Origin of the sequence: Micromonospora sp. DH13, from assembly GCF_020873825.1 — a bacterium.
Classification (GTDB): Bacteria; Actinomycetota; Actinomycetes; order Mycobacteriales; family Micromonosporaceae; genus Micromonospora; species Micromonospora haikouensis.
In genome coordinates, this window is sequence record NZ_JAHWGR010000031.1 from 88,558 (window position 1) to 103,399 (window position 14,842).

At 76.0% G+C, this 14,842-nt stretch carries 12 protein-coding genes; 9 read left to right on the forward strand and 3 right to left on the reverse strand.

Going from position 1 to position 14,842, the window contains the following annotated elements; genetic code table 11:
• Positions 1–212: 212 nt before the first annotated feature.
• The 4 genes from glnA to LPA42_RS25665 all read left to right on the forward strand — a co-directional run bounded on the left by glnA (position 213) and on the right by LPA42_RS25665 (position 3,318).
• A complete protein-coding gene (gene glnA, locus LPA42_RS25650; protein ID WP_043967078.1) occupies positions 213–1,562 on the forward strand; it encodes a type I glutamate--ammonia ligase in 1,350 nt (449 codons plus the stop codon).
• Between the two features lie 102 nt (positions 1,563–1,664).
• Positions 1,665–2,090, forward strand: coding sequence for a DUF350 domain-containing protein (locus LPA42_RS25655; RefSeq protein WP_077938941.1), 426 nt, complete (start codon positions 1,665–1,667; stop codon positions 2,088–2,090).
• 34 nt (positions 2,091–2,124) lie between these two features.
• Entirely contained in the window at positions 2,125–2,817 is a 693-nt protein-coding gene (locus tag LPA42_RS25660; RefSeq protein WP_077938942.1) for a YafY family protein, read from the forward strand.
• Positions 2,818–2,940: 123 nt separating this feature from the next.
• Positions 2,941–3,318 (forward strand): VOC family protein, encoded by a 378-nt coding sequence (locus LPA42_RS25665; RefSeq protein WP_077938943.1) that lies wholly within the window; start codon positions 2,941–2,943, stop codon positions 3,316–3,318.
• Between the two features lie 112 nt (positions 3,319–3,430).
• On the opposite strand, the gene LPA42_RS25670 is transcribed toward LPA42_RS25665, so the two are convergent.
• Complete coding sequence (locus LPA42_RS25670) at positions 3,431–3,919, reverse strand: hypothetical protein (RefSeq protein ID WP_077938944.1); 489 nt, start codon at positions 3,917–3,919, stop codon at positions 3,431–3,433.
• Between the two features lie 187 nt (positions 3,920–4,106).
• On the opposite strand from LPA42_RS25670, the gene LPA42_RS25675 reads away from it, so the two are divergent.
• Positions 4,107–4,991, forward strand: a complete 885-nt coding sequence (locus LPA42_RS25675) for a virginiamycin B lyase (protein WP_077938945.1) — start codon at positions 4,107–4,109, stop codon at positions 4,989–4,991.
• On the opposite strand, the gene LPA42_RS25680 is transcribed toward LPA42_RS25675, so the two are convergent.
• Positions 4,988–5,938 (reverse strand): LD-carboxypeptidase, encoded by a 951-nt coding sequence (locus LPA42_RS25680; protein ID WP_228986912.1) that lies wholly within the window; start codon positions 5,936–5,938, stop codon positions 4,988–4,990. The two genes, LPA42_RS25675 and LPA42_RS25680, sit on opposite strands and share 4 nt — an antisense overlap.
• A gap of 124 nt (positions 5,939–6,062) precedes the next feature.
• On the opposite strand from LPA42_RS25680, the gene LPA42_RS25685 reads away from it, so the two are divergent.
• Both LPA42_RS25685 and LPA42_RS25690 read left to right on the forward strand, forming a co-directional pair.
• Positions 6,063–6,830 (forward strand): type 1 glutamine amidotransferase, encoded by a 768-nt coding sequence (locus LPA42_RS25685; RefSeq protein ID WP_077938946.1) that lies wholly within the window; start codon positions 6,063–6,065, stop codon positions 6,828–6,830.
• A gap of 7 nt (positions 6,831–6,837) precedes the next feature.
• Positions 6,838–9,993: a bifunctional [glutamine synthetase] adenylyltransferase/[glutamine synthetase]-adenylyl-L-tyrosine phosphorylase gene (locus LPA42_RS25690; protein WP_077938952.1), complete on the forward strand. Its 3,156-nt coding sequence runs from the start codon at positions 6,838–6,840 to the stop codon at positions 9,991–9,993.
• Between the two features lie 71 nt (positions 9,994–10,064).
• On the opposite strand, the gene LPA42_RS25695 is transcribed toward LPA42_RS25690, so the two are convergent.
• A complete protein-coding gene (locus LPA42_RS25695) occupies positions 10,065–11,651 on the reverse strand; it encodes a hypothetical protein (protein WP_077938947.1) in 1,587 nt (528 codons plus the stop codon).
• A 44-nt stretch (positions 11,652–11,695) separates the two neighbouring features.
• Between LPA42_RS25695 and mptB (LPA42_RS25700) the strand changes: the two genes are divergently transcribed.
• Both mptB (LPA42_RS25700) and mptB (LPA42_RS25705) read left to right on the forward strand, forming a co-directional pair.
• Positions 11,696–13,120: a polyprenol phosphomannose-dependent alpha 1,6 mannosyltransferase MptB gene (gene mptB, locus LPA42_RS25700; protein ID WP_198956661.1), complete on the forward strand. Its 1,425-nt coding sequence runs from the start codon at positions 11,696–11,698 to the stop codon at positions 13,118–13,120.
• Positions 13,121–13,134: 14 nt separating this feature from the next.
• A complete protein-coding gene (gene mptB / locus LPA42_RS25705) occupies positions 13,135–14,763 on the forward strand; it encodes a polyprenol phosphomannose-dependent alpha 1,6 mannosyltransferase MptB (protein ID WP_228986913.1) in 1,629 nt (542 codons plus the stop codon).
• The last annotated feature ends 79 nt before the right edge of the window (positions 14,764–14,842 follow it).

The window sequence follows — 14,842 nt, forward strand, 5'->3', positions numbered from 1 at the left end:
CCCCAGCCGACCGGCGCCGACACGGCCGCGGCGCGGAGACGGCGGCCACTCGCGCGGCGACGCCCGGCAGCCCGGCGGGGGTCCGTCCGCCAGGGGGCGGGACACGACAGGACGCGGTCCGGGCCGGTCGCGTAACGTCTGCGTAAAGGAGCCGGTGGAGACTGGGCGGCCAGGCCCCACCGGTGGTGGAGACAGTGGCACGAGGGGTGGAAGTGGACCGTCAGCAGGAGTTCGTCCTCCGTACGCTGGAAGAGCGGGACATCCGGTTCGTCCGGCTGTGGTTCACCGACGTGCTGGGCACGCTCAAGAGCGTGTCGGTGGCCCCCGCCGAGCTGGAGGCCGCGTTCGAGGAGGGCATCGGGTTCGACGGCTCGGCGATCGAGGGCTTCGCCCGGGTCTTCGAGTCCGACATGGTGGCCATGCCCGACCCGACCACCTTCCAGGTGTTCCCCTTCGAGGGCGGGGTCAGCGGCGAGAGCGCCCGGATGTTCTGCGACATCCTGCTGCCCGACGGTGGCCCGTCCTGGGCCGACCCCCGGCACGTGCTGCGCCGGATGCTGTCCAAGGCCGCCGAGAAGGGCTTCACCTTCTACACCCACCCCGAGATCGAGTTCTTCCTGCTGGAGAACGGCCCGCAGGACGGCTCGGTGCCGACCCCTGTCGACACGGGCGGCTACTTCGAGCACACCACCCACGCCGTGGCGCGGGACTTCCGCCGCCAGGCCGTGCTGGCCCTGGAACGCATCGGCATCTCGGTGGAGTTCAGCCACCACGAGGTCGCCCCCGGCCAGCAGGAGATCGACCTGCGGTACGCGGACGCGCTGACCACCGCCGACAACATCATGACCTTCCGGCACGTGGTCAAGGAGGTCGCGCTCTCCACCGGCGTGCAGGCCAGCTTCATGCCGAAGCCGTTCACCGACCAGCCGGGCAGCGGCATGCACACCCACCTGTCGCTGTTCGAGGGCGAGCGCAACGCGTTCCACGACGGCGGCGACCCGATGAAGCTGTCGAAGGTGGCGAAGTCGTTCATCGCCGGGCTGCTCACCCACGCCCGGGAATACACGGCGGTCACCAACCAGTGGGTCAACTCCTACAAGCGGCTGTTCCCGCAGGCGCTGCCCGACCGGATCACCGAGAGCCCCGCGTACGTCTGCTGGGGTCACCTCAACCGGTCGGCGCTGGTCCGCGTCCCGGCCTACGGCAAGCCGAACTCGGCCCGGGTGGAGGTCCGCTCGCTGGACTCGGCGACGAACCCCTACCTGGCGTTCGCGGTGCTGCTCGGCGCCGGCCTCAAGGGCATCGAGGAGGGCTACGAGCTGCCCCCGGGCGCCGAGGACGACGTCTGGTCGCTGAGCAGCGCCGAGCGCAAGGCGATGGGCTACGAGGCGCTGCCGGAGAACCTGGCCGAGGCGATCGACGTGATGGCCGGCTCGGAGCTGGTCGCGGAGGTGCTCGGCGAGCACGTCTTCGACTTCTTCCTGCGCAACAAGCGGGCCGAGTGGGAGCAGTACCGCCGCGAGGTCACCCCCTACGAGCGGCAGCGCTACCTGTCGCTCTAGGCGCCGCAGGCCGGCGGTCTGTCGGGGAGTTGCGGCGGGCCGCTATCGTCTCGATCACCGCGCCGGCACCCCCGCCGGGCGGCAGGTGGTGGGAGGCAGTCGGTGCTGGAGGACCTGCTCAGCGGAGCATGGCAGAGCGTCGTGTTCGGGGTCGTCGGGGTGGGGCTGATGGCGGCCGGCTTCGGCCTGGTCGACCTGCTCACCCCCGGGAGGCTGCGCGAGCTGATCTGGGTGCGGCGCAACGGCAACGCGGCGTTGCTGCTCGCCGCGAACCAGCTCGGCATCGCCGGCATCGTGTTCACCGCGATCCTGACCAGCTACAGCGACTTCGCGAAGGGCCTGGCGTCCACGGTCGTCTTCGGGCTGATCGGCCTGCTGATCATGGCGCTGGCGTTCTTCGTGCTCGACCTGCTGACCCCCGGTCGGCTGGGCGAGATCATCTGCTCCGACGAGCCGCACCCGGCGGCCCGGGTCAGCGCCGCCACCCACTTCGGGGCCGCGCTGATCGTCTGCGCCTGCATCGCCTGAGCGGCCTGTCACACCCGGCGGCTAGCTTCGCGGGGTGAACCGCACCGACCGCCTCTACGCCCTGGTGGAGGAGCTGCGGGCGGTGTCGCCCCGGCCGCGCAGCGCCCGCTGGCTCGCCGGCCGCTTCGAGGTCAGCTCCCGCACCATCGAGCGCGACATCGCCGCGTTGCAGCAGGCCGGGGTGCCGATCTGGGCCGAGCCGGGCCGCACCGGCGGCTACGTGGTCGACCGCGCGCACACCCTGCCGCCGGTGAACCTCACCGCCGTGGAGGCGGTGGCGATGGCCGTCGCGCTGCACCGCCTCGACGGCGGCCCGTTCGCCGAGGCGGGCGCGACGGCCCTGCGCAAGCTGCTCGCCGTCATGCCGCCGGCCGACGCCGCCGAGGCCCGCCGGCTCGCCGGGCGGGTGCACCTGGTCGGGGGCGGGCCGGCCGCGCCCGTCCCGGCCGCCGTCGCCGGGGCGGTCACCGCCGCCCGGGTCCTGCGCATCGGGTACGCGGACCGGGCCGGCGCCGCCACCGAGCGCACCGTGGAGCCGCTGGGCTTCCTCGGCAACCCCTGGCACTGGTATCTGCTGGCCTGGTGCCGGCTGCGCGACGGCCCGCGCGCGTTCCGCCTCGACCGGATCTCCTCGGTGACCGTGCTGGCCGAGCCGGTGACCCGGGAGCTGCACCCCGACGTGCTGGACATCCCGCGGCAGGTCGTCCGCCAGCTCACCCTCGCCTGAACCGCGCCGCGCCCCCCGCCCGATCCCCGTCGGAAACACCGACAGGACGTTGTCGCGGCGCGGGGCGAGGCTGGGTCCCGCGACGCCGGTCGACCGGCCGGCGCGACGTACGGGAGGCAGTCCATGACCACGACCAACGCGATCACCTGGTTCGAGATCGGCACCGACCGGCCGGACGAGGCCGAGCGCTTCTACGGCGAGCTGTTCGGCTGGGAGTTCGCCGAGCAGGGCGCGCCGGGCCGGTCGTACCGGGTGACCGGCGGTGGGGCGGGCGGCGAGGGGATCGGCGGGGCGATCCGCGCCTCCGACGGCAGCACGCCGAACTACGCGATCTTCTACGCGCAGGTGGCGGACGTGGCCGACGCCGTCCGGCGGGCGGAGACGGCCGGCGGCCGGGTGCTGGTGCCCACGTTCACCGCGCCGAGCGGGCTCACCTTCGCCCACCTGCTCGACCCGTCGGGCAACCACTTCGGCGTCTTCGCGCCGCCCCCGGGGCGGTGAGCGCCGCCTTGCGCGGGCGGTGAGCGCCGCGCGCCATGACGCCGACATGGCGGGGTCGGAGTGCTCCGGACCCCGCCACGTCGGCGACCTGGTGTTGCTCAGGTGCGCGGCGTCACTCGCCGGCCGGGCCGCCGTGGCCCCGGCCCCAGCCGCCGGGGAAGCCGCCCCCGCCGGGGAAGACGCCGGCCTCGACGGCCTTGGTGATGGCGTCGGCCTGCTCCTGGGTGAGCTTGCCGTCCTTGACGGCCTGGGCCAGCCGCTCCTTCAGCGCGGCCTGCCGCTCGGCGGCGTCGGGGCGCTCACCACGCTCGCCGACCTTGCCCCGCTCCGGCCGGTCGGCCTTGTGCTGCTCCCGGACCTTCTCCAGGGCGGCGGTCACCTTGTCGGTGGAGACGCCCAGCTCCTTGGCGAGCGCCTCGGCGAACTCCGACTGCCGCTCGGCCCGCTTCTCCTGCCGATCGGTGTGCTCGCTGCTGCTGGCGCTCGGCGACGGAGTGCCCTCCTCGGCGAACGCGATGGTCGGCGCCGCGATTCCCACGCCGAGCACGCCGGCCGCCGCGAGGCCGGCCAGCACGTGCTTCTTCGACATCTTGCGGGACATCCTGTGTCCTCCAGATTCGTTGCTCGGATGCGATGACGTCACCGACAGTGACGGATCTAGCTGGGCCGGAGCCGTGGCGACCCTGTCAGCGAGCTGAAAATCGGGCATTTGGGGGCGGACAAACCGGTTGCCGAGGGACACCGGGCACGGCAGGGTGGCCCGTAACCCACAGAGAGGCGGGACGCCCGTGCCGCAGCCCACCATCCGCGAGACCGCCCTGCCCGACCCGGACTGCGGGCCGTACGGGATCGCCGCCGGCCCCGACGGCGCGCTCTGGGCGACGCTGGTCCACTCCGGCGGCATCGCCCGGGTGAGCGCCGACGGCACCGTGCGGGTCCACCCCGGCGACCCGGCGAGCCGGCCCCTCGTCGTCACCGCCGGCCCCGACGGCGCGCTCTGGTTCACCCGCTCCGGCGACGACCGGCTCGGCCGGATCACCACCGCCGGGGCGGCGACCTCCGTCGCGCTGCCGGCCGGCACCGGCCCCGGCGGCATCGCCGCCGGCCCCGACGGAGCCCTCTGGTACGCGGGGATGAGCAACGACACCGTCGGCCGGGTCGACGTCGACGGCGCCCACACGGCGTACCCGCTGCCGACCTCCGGCGGGTTCCCGTCGATGATCACGGCGGGGCCCGACGAGGCCCTCTGGTTCACCCTCCACCAGGCCAACGCCGTCGGCCGGATCGCCTGCGACGGCGAGGTGACCCTGCACCCGCTGCCCACCGCCGCCGCCGGCCCGGTCGGCATCACCCTCGGCGTCGACGGGGCGCTGTGGTTCGTCGAGATCGCCGCCGGTCAGCTCGGCCGGATCACCACCGACGGACGGATCGAGGAGTTCCCGCTGCCCGACCGCGCCGCCCGCCCGCACGCGATCGTGGCCGACGCTGCCGGCGGCTGCTGGTTCACCGAGTGGGCGGCCAACCGCATCGGCCACGTCACCGCCGGCGGCCACGTCGACGGTTACGACCTGCCCACCCCCGGCTCGGAGCCGCACGGCCTGGCGGTCCTGCCCGACGGCACGGTCCACGCCGCCCTGGAGTCGGGCGCGATCGCCCACCTCACCCCGGCCTAGCGGACGGCGGGGGCGACGGTCAGGGTGCCGGCGGTGGCATCGAGGGTGGCCTCCGTGCCGACGGGGACGGTGAGCTGGCCGTGGCCGTGGCCGATCGGCAGGCCGCCGAGGACCGGCACACCGAGGTCGCCGAGGCGGTCGGTCAGCACGTCGGCGACCGTGGTGTCCCAGCCGTCCGCGCAGTCGGTGAACTGGCCTACGGCCACCCCGGCCAGGCCGTCCAGCGCCCCGGCCCGGCGCAGCTGGGTGAGCATCCGGTCGACCTTGTACGGGGGCTCCTGCACGTCCTCGACGAGCAGGACCGCCCCCGTCAGGTCCGGCATGTCGGCGGTGCCGAGAGTGGCGGCGAGCAGGCACAGGTTGCCGCCGAGCAGCGTGCCCGTGGCGCGACCGGGCACCCGTACCCCGAAGGTCTCCTCGCCGGGGACGGCGGCGACGGTGACCGGCGCGGTGGTCATCAGCGCGGCGTGCAGCGACTCGGCGGAGCGCAGCGGGGTGCGCTCGTCCCGCCAGGCCGCCCCGGGGCCGTGCACGCCGGCCAGCCGCGCGCCCCGCCACAGGGCGAGCTGGAGCGCGGTGATGTCGGAGAAGCCGGCCACCACCTTCGGGTCCCGGCGCACCGCCGCCATGTCGAGGGCGTCCACGACGCGTTGCGCGCCGTAGCCGCCCCGGGTGCAGATCACCCCGCGCACCTGCGGGTCGGTGAACGCGGCGTTCAGGTCGGCGGCGCGCAGCTCGTCCGCGCCGGCCAGGTAACCCCGCCGGGCGTACGCGTGCGGGGCCGGGACCGGCCGCAGCCCCCAGCCGGTGAGCAGCTCCACGCCCCGGGCCACCCGCTCCGGCCGGGTCGGCCCGGACGGCGACACCAGCAGCACCGTGTCGCCGGGGCGCAGGGCCGGTGGACGCAGCACGGCGGCCGGGCGCGGCACGGCGTCGTCGGCGGTCACAGCCGCAGAGCCTAGCCGCCGGCCGGCTCCCCGCAGCGGGCACTCCTGCACGGGACCGGACGCGGCCGGCGCGCGGGCCGAGGCGTTCCGGGCGGCGGTCGACGCACCCGATAGCCTCGACGGCGTGGGAACCGCGCTGGTGATCGAGAACGACCCGACCGACGACCCCCGCCGCCTGGGGGAGTGGCTGGTGGAGGGGGGCCTGGAGCTGCGCGTGCTGCGCCCGCACGCCGGCGACGACCTCCCCGACGACCTCGACGGGTACGTCGCGCTGGTGGTGCTCGGCGGCGACCAGCACGCCTACCCGACACCCGACGGCACCCCCGGCGCCCCCTGGTTCGGCAAGCTGGAGGGGCTGCTGCGCAAGGCCGTCCGGCACCGGGTGCCCACCCTCGGCGTGTGCCTCGGCGCGCAGCTGCTCGCCACCGCCCACGCCGGCCTGGTCGAGCGCAGCCCGTCCGGGCCCGAGGTCGGCCCGGCCGTCGTCGGCCGGCGGGACGCCGCCGAGACCGACCCGCTGTTCCGGTACGTGCCGCTGATCCCCGACGTGCTCCAGTGGCACACCGACGAGATCACCGAGCTGCCGCACGGGGCGACGCTGCTGGCCGCGTCCACCCGCTACCCGCACCAGGCGTTCCGGCTCGGCGACCGGGCCTGGGGCCTGCAGTTCCACATCGAGTGCGACACCGCGATGATCGCCGACTGGGCGGCCGGCTCCGTCCTGCTCGACGAGCTGGGCTACGACCCCGAGCTGGTGGTCGCCGCCTGCGACCGGGTGATGGCCGACGTCGAGGAGGTGTGGCAGCCGTTCGCGATCCGGTTCGCCGCCCTCGCCCTCGGCGAGCTGGGCGACGACAGCGTCCGGCGTCCCCTGCCGCTGCTGGGGCACTGAGGCGATGATGAGCAGACCTGCGCGGGGCCGGCTCGCCCGCTACGGCTTCGGCACCGACGACGGCTCCCGCGCCGCCGACCTGCTCGGCCCGGCCGGGCTCGACCTGTGGCACCCGCAGGAGCAGGAGCCGGTCGACGACCGGGCCGCCGAGCTGCTGGCCGCGCTGTCCCGGGCCGCCGACCCCGACCTGGCCCTGCGCCAGCTGCACCGCCTCGTCGAGGCCGAGCGCCGCACCACCGGGGGCGCCGCCACGCCCGCCACCAACGGCAGCGGTGCGGGCGGTGCCGGCGACCGGGCCGCCGGCTCGGCCGTGCTGGACGCCCTGCACGCCGACCCGGGGCTGCGCCGCCGGCTGGTCGCCGTGCTCGGCGCGTCCTCGGCCCTCGGCGACCACCTGGTGGCCAACCCCCACCAGTGGCCGGTGCTCGCCACCGCCCCCGACGGGCTCGCCCCCGCCGCCGAGGGCCGGCTCGACCTGGCCGCCGCCGCCCGCCTCACCCCGTCCACCCAGCCGGTGGCGGTGCTGCGGCAGGCGTACCGGCTGGCCCTGCTGCGCATCGCGGCGGCCGACCTGACCGGCGGCCGGGCCCTGGAGCAGACCATGGCCGCGCTGTCCGCGCTGGCCGACGCCACCCTCGCGGCGGCGTACGACATCGCGGTGGGCGAGCTGCCCGAGGGCACCGCCGTGCCGCGCCTCGCCGTGGTCGCGATGGGCAAGTGCGGCGGCGGCGAGCTCAACTACGTCTCCGACGTCGACGTGATCTTCGTCTGCGCCGACGACGACGAGCTGCCGGCGGCCACCACGATCGCCACCCGGCTGATCCACGTCTGCGGGCTGGTCGCCTGGCCCGTCGACGCGGCGCTGCGCCCCGAGGGCAACCGGGGCCCGCTGGTGCGCACCCTCGCCAGCCACCTGGCCTACTACCGGCGCTGGGCGCGCACCTGGGAGTTCCAGGCACTGCTCAAGGCCCGCCCGGCGGCCGGTGACCTGGCGCTGTGCCAGGAGTGGATCGACCAGCTCGCCCCGCTGGTGTGGACCGCCGCCGAGCGGCCCGAGGCCGTCGACGACGTCCGGTCGATGCGCCGGAAGATCATCGACAACATCCCGCCGAAGGAGCTGGAACGCGAGATCAAACGCGGCCCCGGCGGGCTGCGCGACATCGAGTTCGCCGTCCAGCTGCTGCAACTGGTGCACGGCCGCGGCGACGAGACGCTGCGCGTACCCGGGACGATCCCCGCCCTGCGCGCCCTCGTCGCCGGCGGCTACGTGGGCCGCGCCGACGGGGAGGCGCTGCTGCGCGGCTACCGCTTCCTGCGCGGCGTCGAGCACCGGCTCCAGCTCCAGGGCCTGCGCCGCACCCACACCGTGCCGACCGAACCGGCCGCGCTGCGCTGGCTCGCCGCCGCCCTCGGCTACGCGGCCACGCCGGGCCGCAGCGCCGTCGAGGAGTTCCGCGCCGAGTGGGTCACCCACGCCACCGAGGTACGCCGGCTGCACGCCAAGCTGCTCTACCGGCCCCTGCTGGAGTCCGTGGCCCGCGTCCCCGCCGACGGGCTGCGGCTCACCCCCGAGGCGGCCCGGCACCGGCTGGAGATCCTCGGCTTCGCCGACCCGGCCGGGGCGCTGCGGCACCTCCAGGCCCTCACCGGCGGGGTGAGCCGCACCGCCGCCATCCAGCGCACCCTGCTGCCGGTGCTGCTCAGCGAGTTCGCCGACGCCCCCGAGCCCGACCGGGGGCTGCTCAACTACCGGCAGGTCTCCGACTCCCTCGGCAGCACCCCCTGGTATCTGCGGCTGCTGCGCGACTCCGGCCCGGTGGCCCGCCGGCTGGCCCGCGTCCTGTCCTCCTCCCGGTACGCGGCCGACCTGCTCGCCCGCGAGCCGGAGGCGCTGCGGCTGCTCGCCGAGGAGAACGAGCTGACCCCCCGCCCGCGCGCCGTCCTCTGCGAGGGCTTCGCCGCCGCGGCGGCCCGGCACGCCGACGACCCCGTCGAGGCGACCCGGGCGGTACGCGCGCTGCGCCGCCGGGAACTGGTCCGCATCGCCTGCGCCGACATGCTGAGCCGCGCCGGGTCGCTGGCTCCCACCCCGAGCCGGGACGCCGACCGGGCCGCCGCAGGCCGGAACCCCGACCGGCCGGCGTCGGGCCGGAACCCCGACGCCGCCGGTGGCCGCCCCGACGTCGACGGGCGGGCCGCGCTCGGCCTCGCCGACGTCACCGCCGTCGGCACCGCCCTGTCCGACGTCACCGACGCCACCCTCGCCGCCGCGCTGCGCGCCGCCCGGGCCGCCCAGCCGGCCCTGCCCGGCCTGCGGTTCGCGGTGATCGGCATGGGCCGGCTCGGCGGGTACGAGTCCAACTACCTCTCCGACGCCGACGTGCTCTTCGTCTACGACCCGCCCGCCGGGGCCGACGAGGGCGCGGCCAGCTCCGCCGCCCACGCCATCGCCGAGGAGCTGCGTCGGCTGCTGTCCGCCCCCGCCCCCGACCCGGCGCTCGGCGTCGACGCCGACCTGCGCCCCGAGGGCCGGCAGGGACCCCTCGTGCGCAGCCTCGCCGCCTACGCCCAGTACTACGCCCGCTGGTCGAAGGTGTGGGAGGCGCAGGCGCTGCTGCGCGCCCGGTTCGTCTGCGGCGACGCCGACCTGGGGGCCGAGTTCGAGGCGATGGTCGACCCGGTCCGCTACCCCGCCGACGGGCTCACCCGGGAGCAGATCGTCGAGATCCGCCGGATCAAGGCACGGGTGGAGACCGAGCGGCTGCCCCGAGGCGCCGACCCGGCCACCCACACCAAGCTGGGCCGGGGCGGGCTCGCCGACGTCGAGTGGGCGGTGCAGCTGCTCCAGCTCCGGCACGCCGGCCGACTGCCGGAGCTGCGCGGCACGCGTACCCTCGACGCGCTCGCGGCGGCGGCCGACGCGGACCTGGTCGACCCGGCGGACGCCACCGCGATGGCCGCCGGCTGGACCCTCGCCGCGCAGGTCCGCAACGCGCTGATGCTGGTGCGGGGCCGCTCCGGCGACCAGCTGCCCCGGCACGGCGTGGAACTGGCCGGGGTGGTGCGGCTGCTCGGCCGCGACGACCCGGGCGAGTTCCTCGACGAGTACCTGCGCACCGCCCGCCGATCCCGCGCGGCGATGGAACGCGTCCTCGACGCCTGAGGTGCAAGGAAGGGCCCCTTCTTATCACTTTCTGCATAGCAGGGGCCCCCTCTTAACCGCGTCGAACCGCGTCAACCGGTCAGCGTGAAGGTCCCCGGTCCTGGCGGATGCGCAAGCGTCCACCCGTCCGCCGGCCGCAGCGTGACGCCGGCGGTGGTCCGCAGCCACCGGCTGTACCTCATCCTGATCAACACCTGTTCGTCCGACCTGGTGGTGAAGGTGACGGTTGACGCCGTCTGGCCGACGAGAGTGGCCGGTTGTCCGACGAGAGGCTGGGCCTCGGTGAAGGCGAACAGGCGCCAGTGCGCGTCCTGCCAGACCGGCCGGAGATAGGGCAGGCCGCCGGTGACGAGCTGAGCCTCCGGCCGGCCGACCCAGGACAGCGGGGCGTCCGGGACGGCCACGTACTGGACGGCGTTGTCGGCCAGCCAGTCCCGGTAGGTGGCCGCCGTCAGCGGCACGCCCGTCCCCTCCGCGCCGGGCACCTGGCCGAAGAAGAGGGGATTGCGGTCGACGTCCGCCTGCCGCAGCCAGCCCCGCGCCAGCGGCACGTCGCCCAAGAGGGCCGCCTCCCAGTAGTTCCGGGTCGGCGGCACCTCGACCCGGCCGGTGAGCCCCCGCCGCGCCAGTTCGGCACGCAGCGGCGCGAAGTAGGCCGGATCGCTGGTCGGATCCCCGACGCTGCGCAGGTCGGCCGGCACCACCGGGGGCTGCCACCAGCAGACGGCGGCCAGCAGCACGGCCAGGGCGACGCCGGCCACGCCGCCCCGGCGCAGTCCCGGCGGCACCCGCCGGGCCGCCGGGCCGGGCAGGCGGGCGGCCGCCGCGAGCAGGGGCAGCGCGAACATCACCGCCAGCCGGGTCGCGTTCAGCCCGACGGGCGTGTGCACGACGGAGGCGATCAGCACCCCGCCCGCCGACAGCAGGGCGCCCACCCGGACCGGCCGGTACGCCACGAGCGCGGCCACCAGCAGGCTGGCGAGCACCGCCCGCACCGTGTCGGTGCGGCTGATGTTCATCCAGCCGCCCTCGCCGAACAACAACCCGGTGACCGCCAGGGGAACGGCCGCGCCGACGCCCAGCAGCAGGCCGTCGCCGCGGCGGCGGGCGAGCAACAGCGCGGCCCCGGCGAGCCCGACGAACAGGCCGGCCACCGGGCTGGTCGCCGACGCCACGAGCGCTGCGGCGACGGCCAGCCCGACACGTAGCCGTCGCCGGCCAGGGGACACGCTCGTCGGCATGGTGAGGGCCAGCAGCGCGGCCAGCCCGAACGCCACGCCGAGGCCGTAGGTGACCCGGCCGGAGACGAGGTTTCCGGCGATGGTGAGCACCCCGACCAGGCTCCCGAGCAGGGGGCGGGGAACGCCGGTGCGCACCAGCAGGGCCGCGAAGGCCGCCGCCGAGGCCACCAACGCGAGGACGCCGGTGCCCCGGACCCCGAGGACCGCCATCACCGGCGGCGAGACCAGGCTGTAGCCGAGCGGGTGGATGCCGCCGTACCACCGGAGGTCGACCAGGGCGGCACCGTGCGCGGCGAAGAAGTCGGCCCGGGCCACCTGGGCGGACAGGTCCGAGCCCATTCCCGGCAGCAGCAGGTACGCCACGCCCAGGGCCACCGCCGACGCGGCGGCAACCGCCACCACCCGACTGCGACGCATGCCCACCTCCGTACCGCGACCACCGTACTGGCAGCATGGCGGGCGTGCCTCACCACCTCGCGCGCTGGACCGGGTTGGCCGGTTCCCTGCTGCTCGCCGTGTCCGCGTTCCTCGGCGGCGTGTTCCCGGACGGGGACCTGCGTCCCACCCCGGTCAGCATCTGGCAGGGCCCGCACGGGCCGCTGATCATCGCGTCCTGGCTGGTCGGCACCGCGCTCATGGCGTGGGCCTGGTGGTCGCTGCGCGACGGGGTGCCGTCCGCGCGGTGGGCCCTGGTGACGGTGGGGCTCTGGCTGCTGCCGCTGCTGTTCGTGCCACCGATGGGCAGCCGGGACGCCTACGCGTACGCCTGCCAGGGCGCGAGCTTCGCCAACGGCATCAGCCCGTACGAGTACGGCGTGTCGGCGCTGCCCTGCCCGTGGCTGGACACCATCTCGTACATCTGGCGGGACACCCCGGCCCCGTACGGACCGCTGTTCGTGCTGATCGCCGGTGCCGTGGTCAAGGCGACCGGGTCGCTGACCGGCGCGGTCGTCGCGTTCCGGCTGCTGGCGGTGGCCGGGGTGGCGCTGACCGCCGCCTGCCTGCCGGTGCTGGCCCGCCGCTGCGGGGTTCCCGTCGGGCGGGCGCTGTGGCTGGCGCTGGCCAGCCCGCTCATCGGCGTGCACCTGGTGGCCGGGGCGCACAACGACGCGCTGATGGTGGGCCTGCTGGTCGCCGGCCTGGCTGTGGTGGCGGCCCGGCCGGGCCGCCCCGTGCCGCTGCTGGCCGGGGGAGTGCTGCTCGGGCTGGCCGTGTCCATCAAGATCACCGGGCTGGTGGTGATCCCGTTCGCGGCGCTGGCGGCGATCGGCGGGCCGTACCGGTTCCGTGCGCTGCTGCGGGACGGTGGCCCGGTGGTCGCCGGGGCCGTCGCCACCGTCATGGGGGTGACCTTCGCCGGTGGGCTGGACTTCGGGTGGATCGGCGGGCTGGAGAGCGGGGGCGAGGTGATCGCCTGGACCTCGCCGCCGACCGCCGTGGGACAGACCGCCGGGTACGTCGCGCTGCTCTTCGGGCTGCACGTCGACGCCCTGCCGGTGGCCCGGGCCATCGGGGTGCTCGCGCTCGCCGCGCTGCTGCTCTGGCTGTGGTGGCGGGCCCGCACCCGCGACCCGTTCTTCCACGCCGGCCTGGCGCTGGCGGCCACCGTCGCGCTCTCCCCGATCGTGCACCCCTGGTACTGGATCTGGCCGCTCACGGTGCTCGCCGCCACCGCCCGCGACGGCGTGTGGTTCGCCGCGGTCGCGCTGGTCGGATCATTCCTGGTGCTGCCGGACGGCACCGGGCTGGCCCGGTACACCAAGCTGCCCGGGGCTCCGCTGATGACGCTTCTGCTGATCTGGGCGGCCGTGCGGTTGGTACGGTCGGCCAGGGTGGACCGCGCGGTGGACCGCGCGCCGGACCCCGCCATCCGGGGAGCCGACTGAGCGAGGGGTGTGCCGTGGCCGTCGTCGCCCGCTGGGCGGGACTGCTCGGTGCCGCTCTGCTCGCCGTCGCCGGCTGGCTGGGCGGGGCGCTGCCCGACCTGACCGGCGGCACTCCCGCCCAGGTGTGGCGGGGCCCGCACGGCCCGGCGGTGCTGGGCTGCTGGCTGGTCGGCACCGCGCTGATGGTCGGGGCGTGGTGGGCGCTGCGCGACGGCGCCCCGTCGGGCCGGTGGGCGTACATGACCGCCGGGCTCTGGCTGCTGCCGCTGCTGGCGGCGCCGCCGCTGGGCAGCCGCGACGTCTACTCGTACGCCTGCCAGGGCTGGTCGTACGCGCACGGGCGCGACCCGTACCGGTTGGGGGTGGCGGCGGCCGGCTGCCCGTGGCTGGACTCGGTCGCCCCGATCTGGCGGGACACCCCCGCGCCGTACGGGCCCGTGTTCGTGCTGCTCGCCGCGCTCACGGTGACCGTCGGCGGCAGCCTGGTCGGTGCCATCGCCGTCCTGCGGCTGTACGCCGTCGCGGGCGTGCTGCTGGCCGCGTACTGCCTGCCGGGGCTGGCCCGCGCGGCGGGCGTGCCGGTCCGGCGGGCCGCCTGGCTGGCGCTGGCCGCGCCCCTGGTCGGGGTGCACCTGGTGGCCGGGGCGCACAACGACGCGGTGGCCCTCGGCCTGCTGCTGGCCGGCCTGCTCATGCTGGTCCGCCGGCCGGCCGGGCTGGTCCCGCCGGCCGGGCCGCCGCCGGTCGGGCAGGCTCCGACTGCCGGGGTGCTCCTGCTGGCCGGAATGCTGCTCGGGCTGGCCGTGGCCGTCAAGGCGACCGCCGTGGTGGTGCTGCCGTTCGCGGCGCTGGCCGCCCTACGGGGCCGGTGCACCTGGCGGGCGCTGCTGCGCGCCGGGGCCCTGCTGGCCGGCGGCGTCCTCGCCGCGCTACTGGCGACCTCCGTGGCGTCCGGGCTGGGCCTGGGCTGGGTCAAGGGGCTGGCCCGCAGCGGCGACTCCGCGCAGTGGACGTCACCGCCGACGGCAGTCGGCTTCGTCGTCGACTACATGGGGGAGTGGGCCGGGCGGCGGCCCGACGCCGTGCCGGTGACCCGGGCCGCCGGCCTGCTGCTGCTCGCGGCGACACTGGTGGCCCTGTGGTGCTGGGCGTGGCGGTCGCTGCGCCGGCAGGGCGCCGGCACGGATGCCCCGGCGGCGGCCCGGCCCCGGGTGGCCCTGCTCGGCGCGGGGCTGGCGCTGGCCGCCACCGTCGCCCTCTCGCCCGTCTTCCACCCCTGGTACGCCACCTGGCCGCTGACGCTGCTCGCCGTCTCGGTCACCCGGGTCGCCCGGACCCCGTGGTTCGTGCTGCCCAGCGCGGTGGCCGCCGTCCTCACCCTGCCCGACGGCACCAACCTGGCCCGTTCCACGAAGGCCCCGGGCGCGATCGCAATGACGGCGTTGCTGGTGGCGTTGGCGGCAGCGGCGACGCTGGCGGCGGTCCGTGCCACCGGCGGTCGGCGCGGCGGACGTGGTGGCGGACATGGCCGTGGTGGCGGAGGTGGCGGACATGGCGGCGGCGGAGGTGGCGGAGACAGCGGCGTGGGCAGCGAGGGCGAGATTGGCGGGGACGGGGATGGCAAGGCTCCGTGCGGCCCCTAGGGAGCTGAGTCATCGGCGACATCACGGTGTCGGTGCCCACCTCGTGGCTGGCCCCGATCAGCGCCGCGAGGGCCACCCC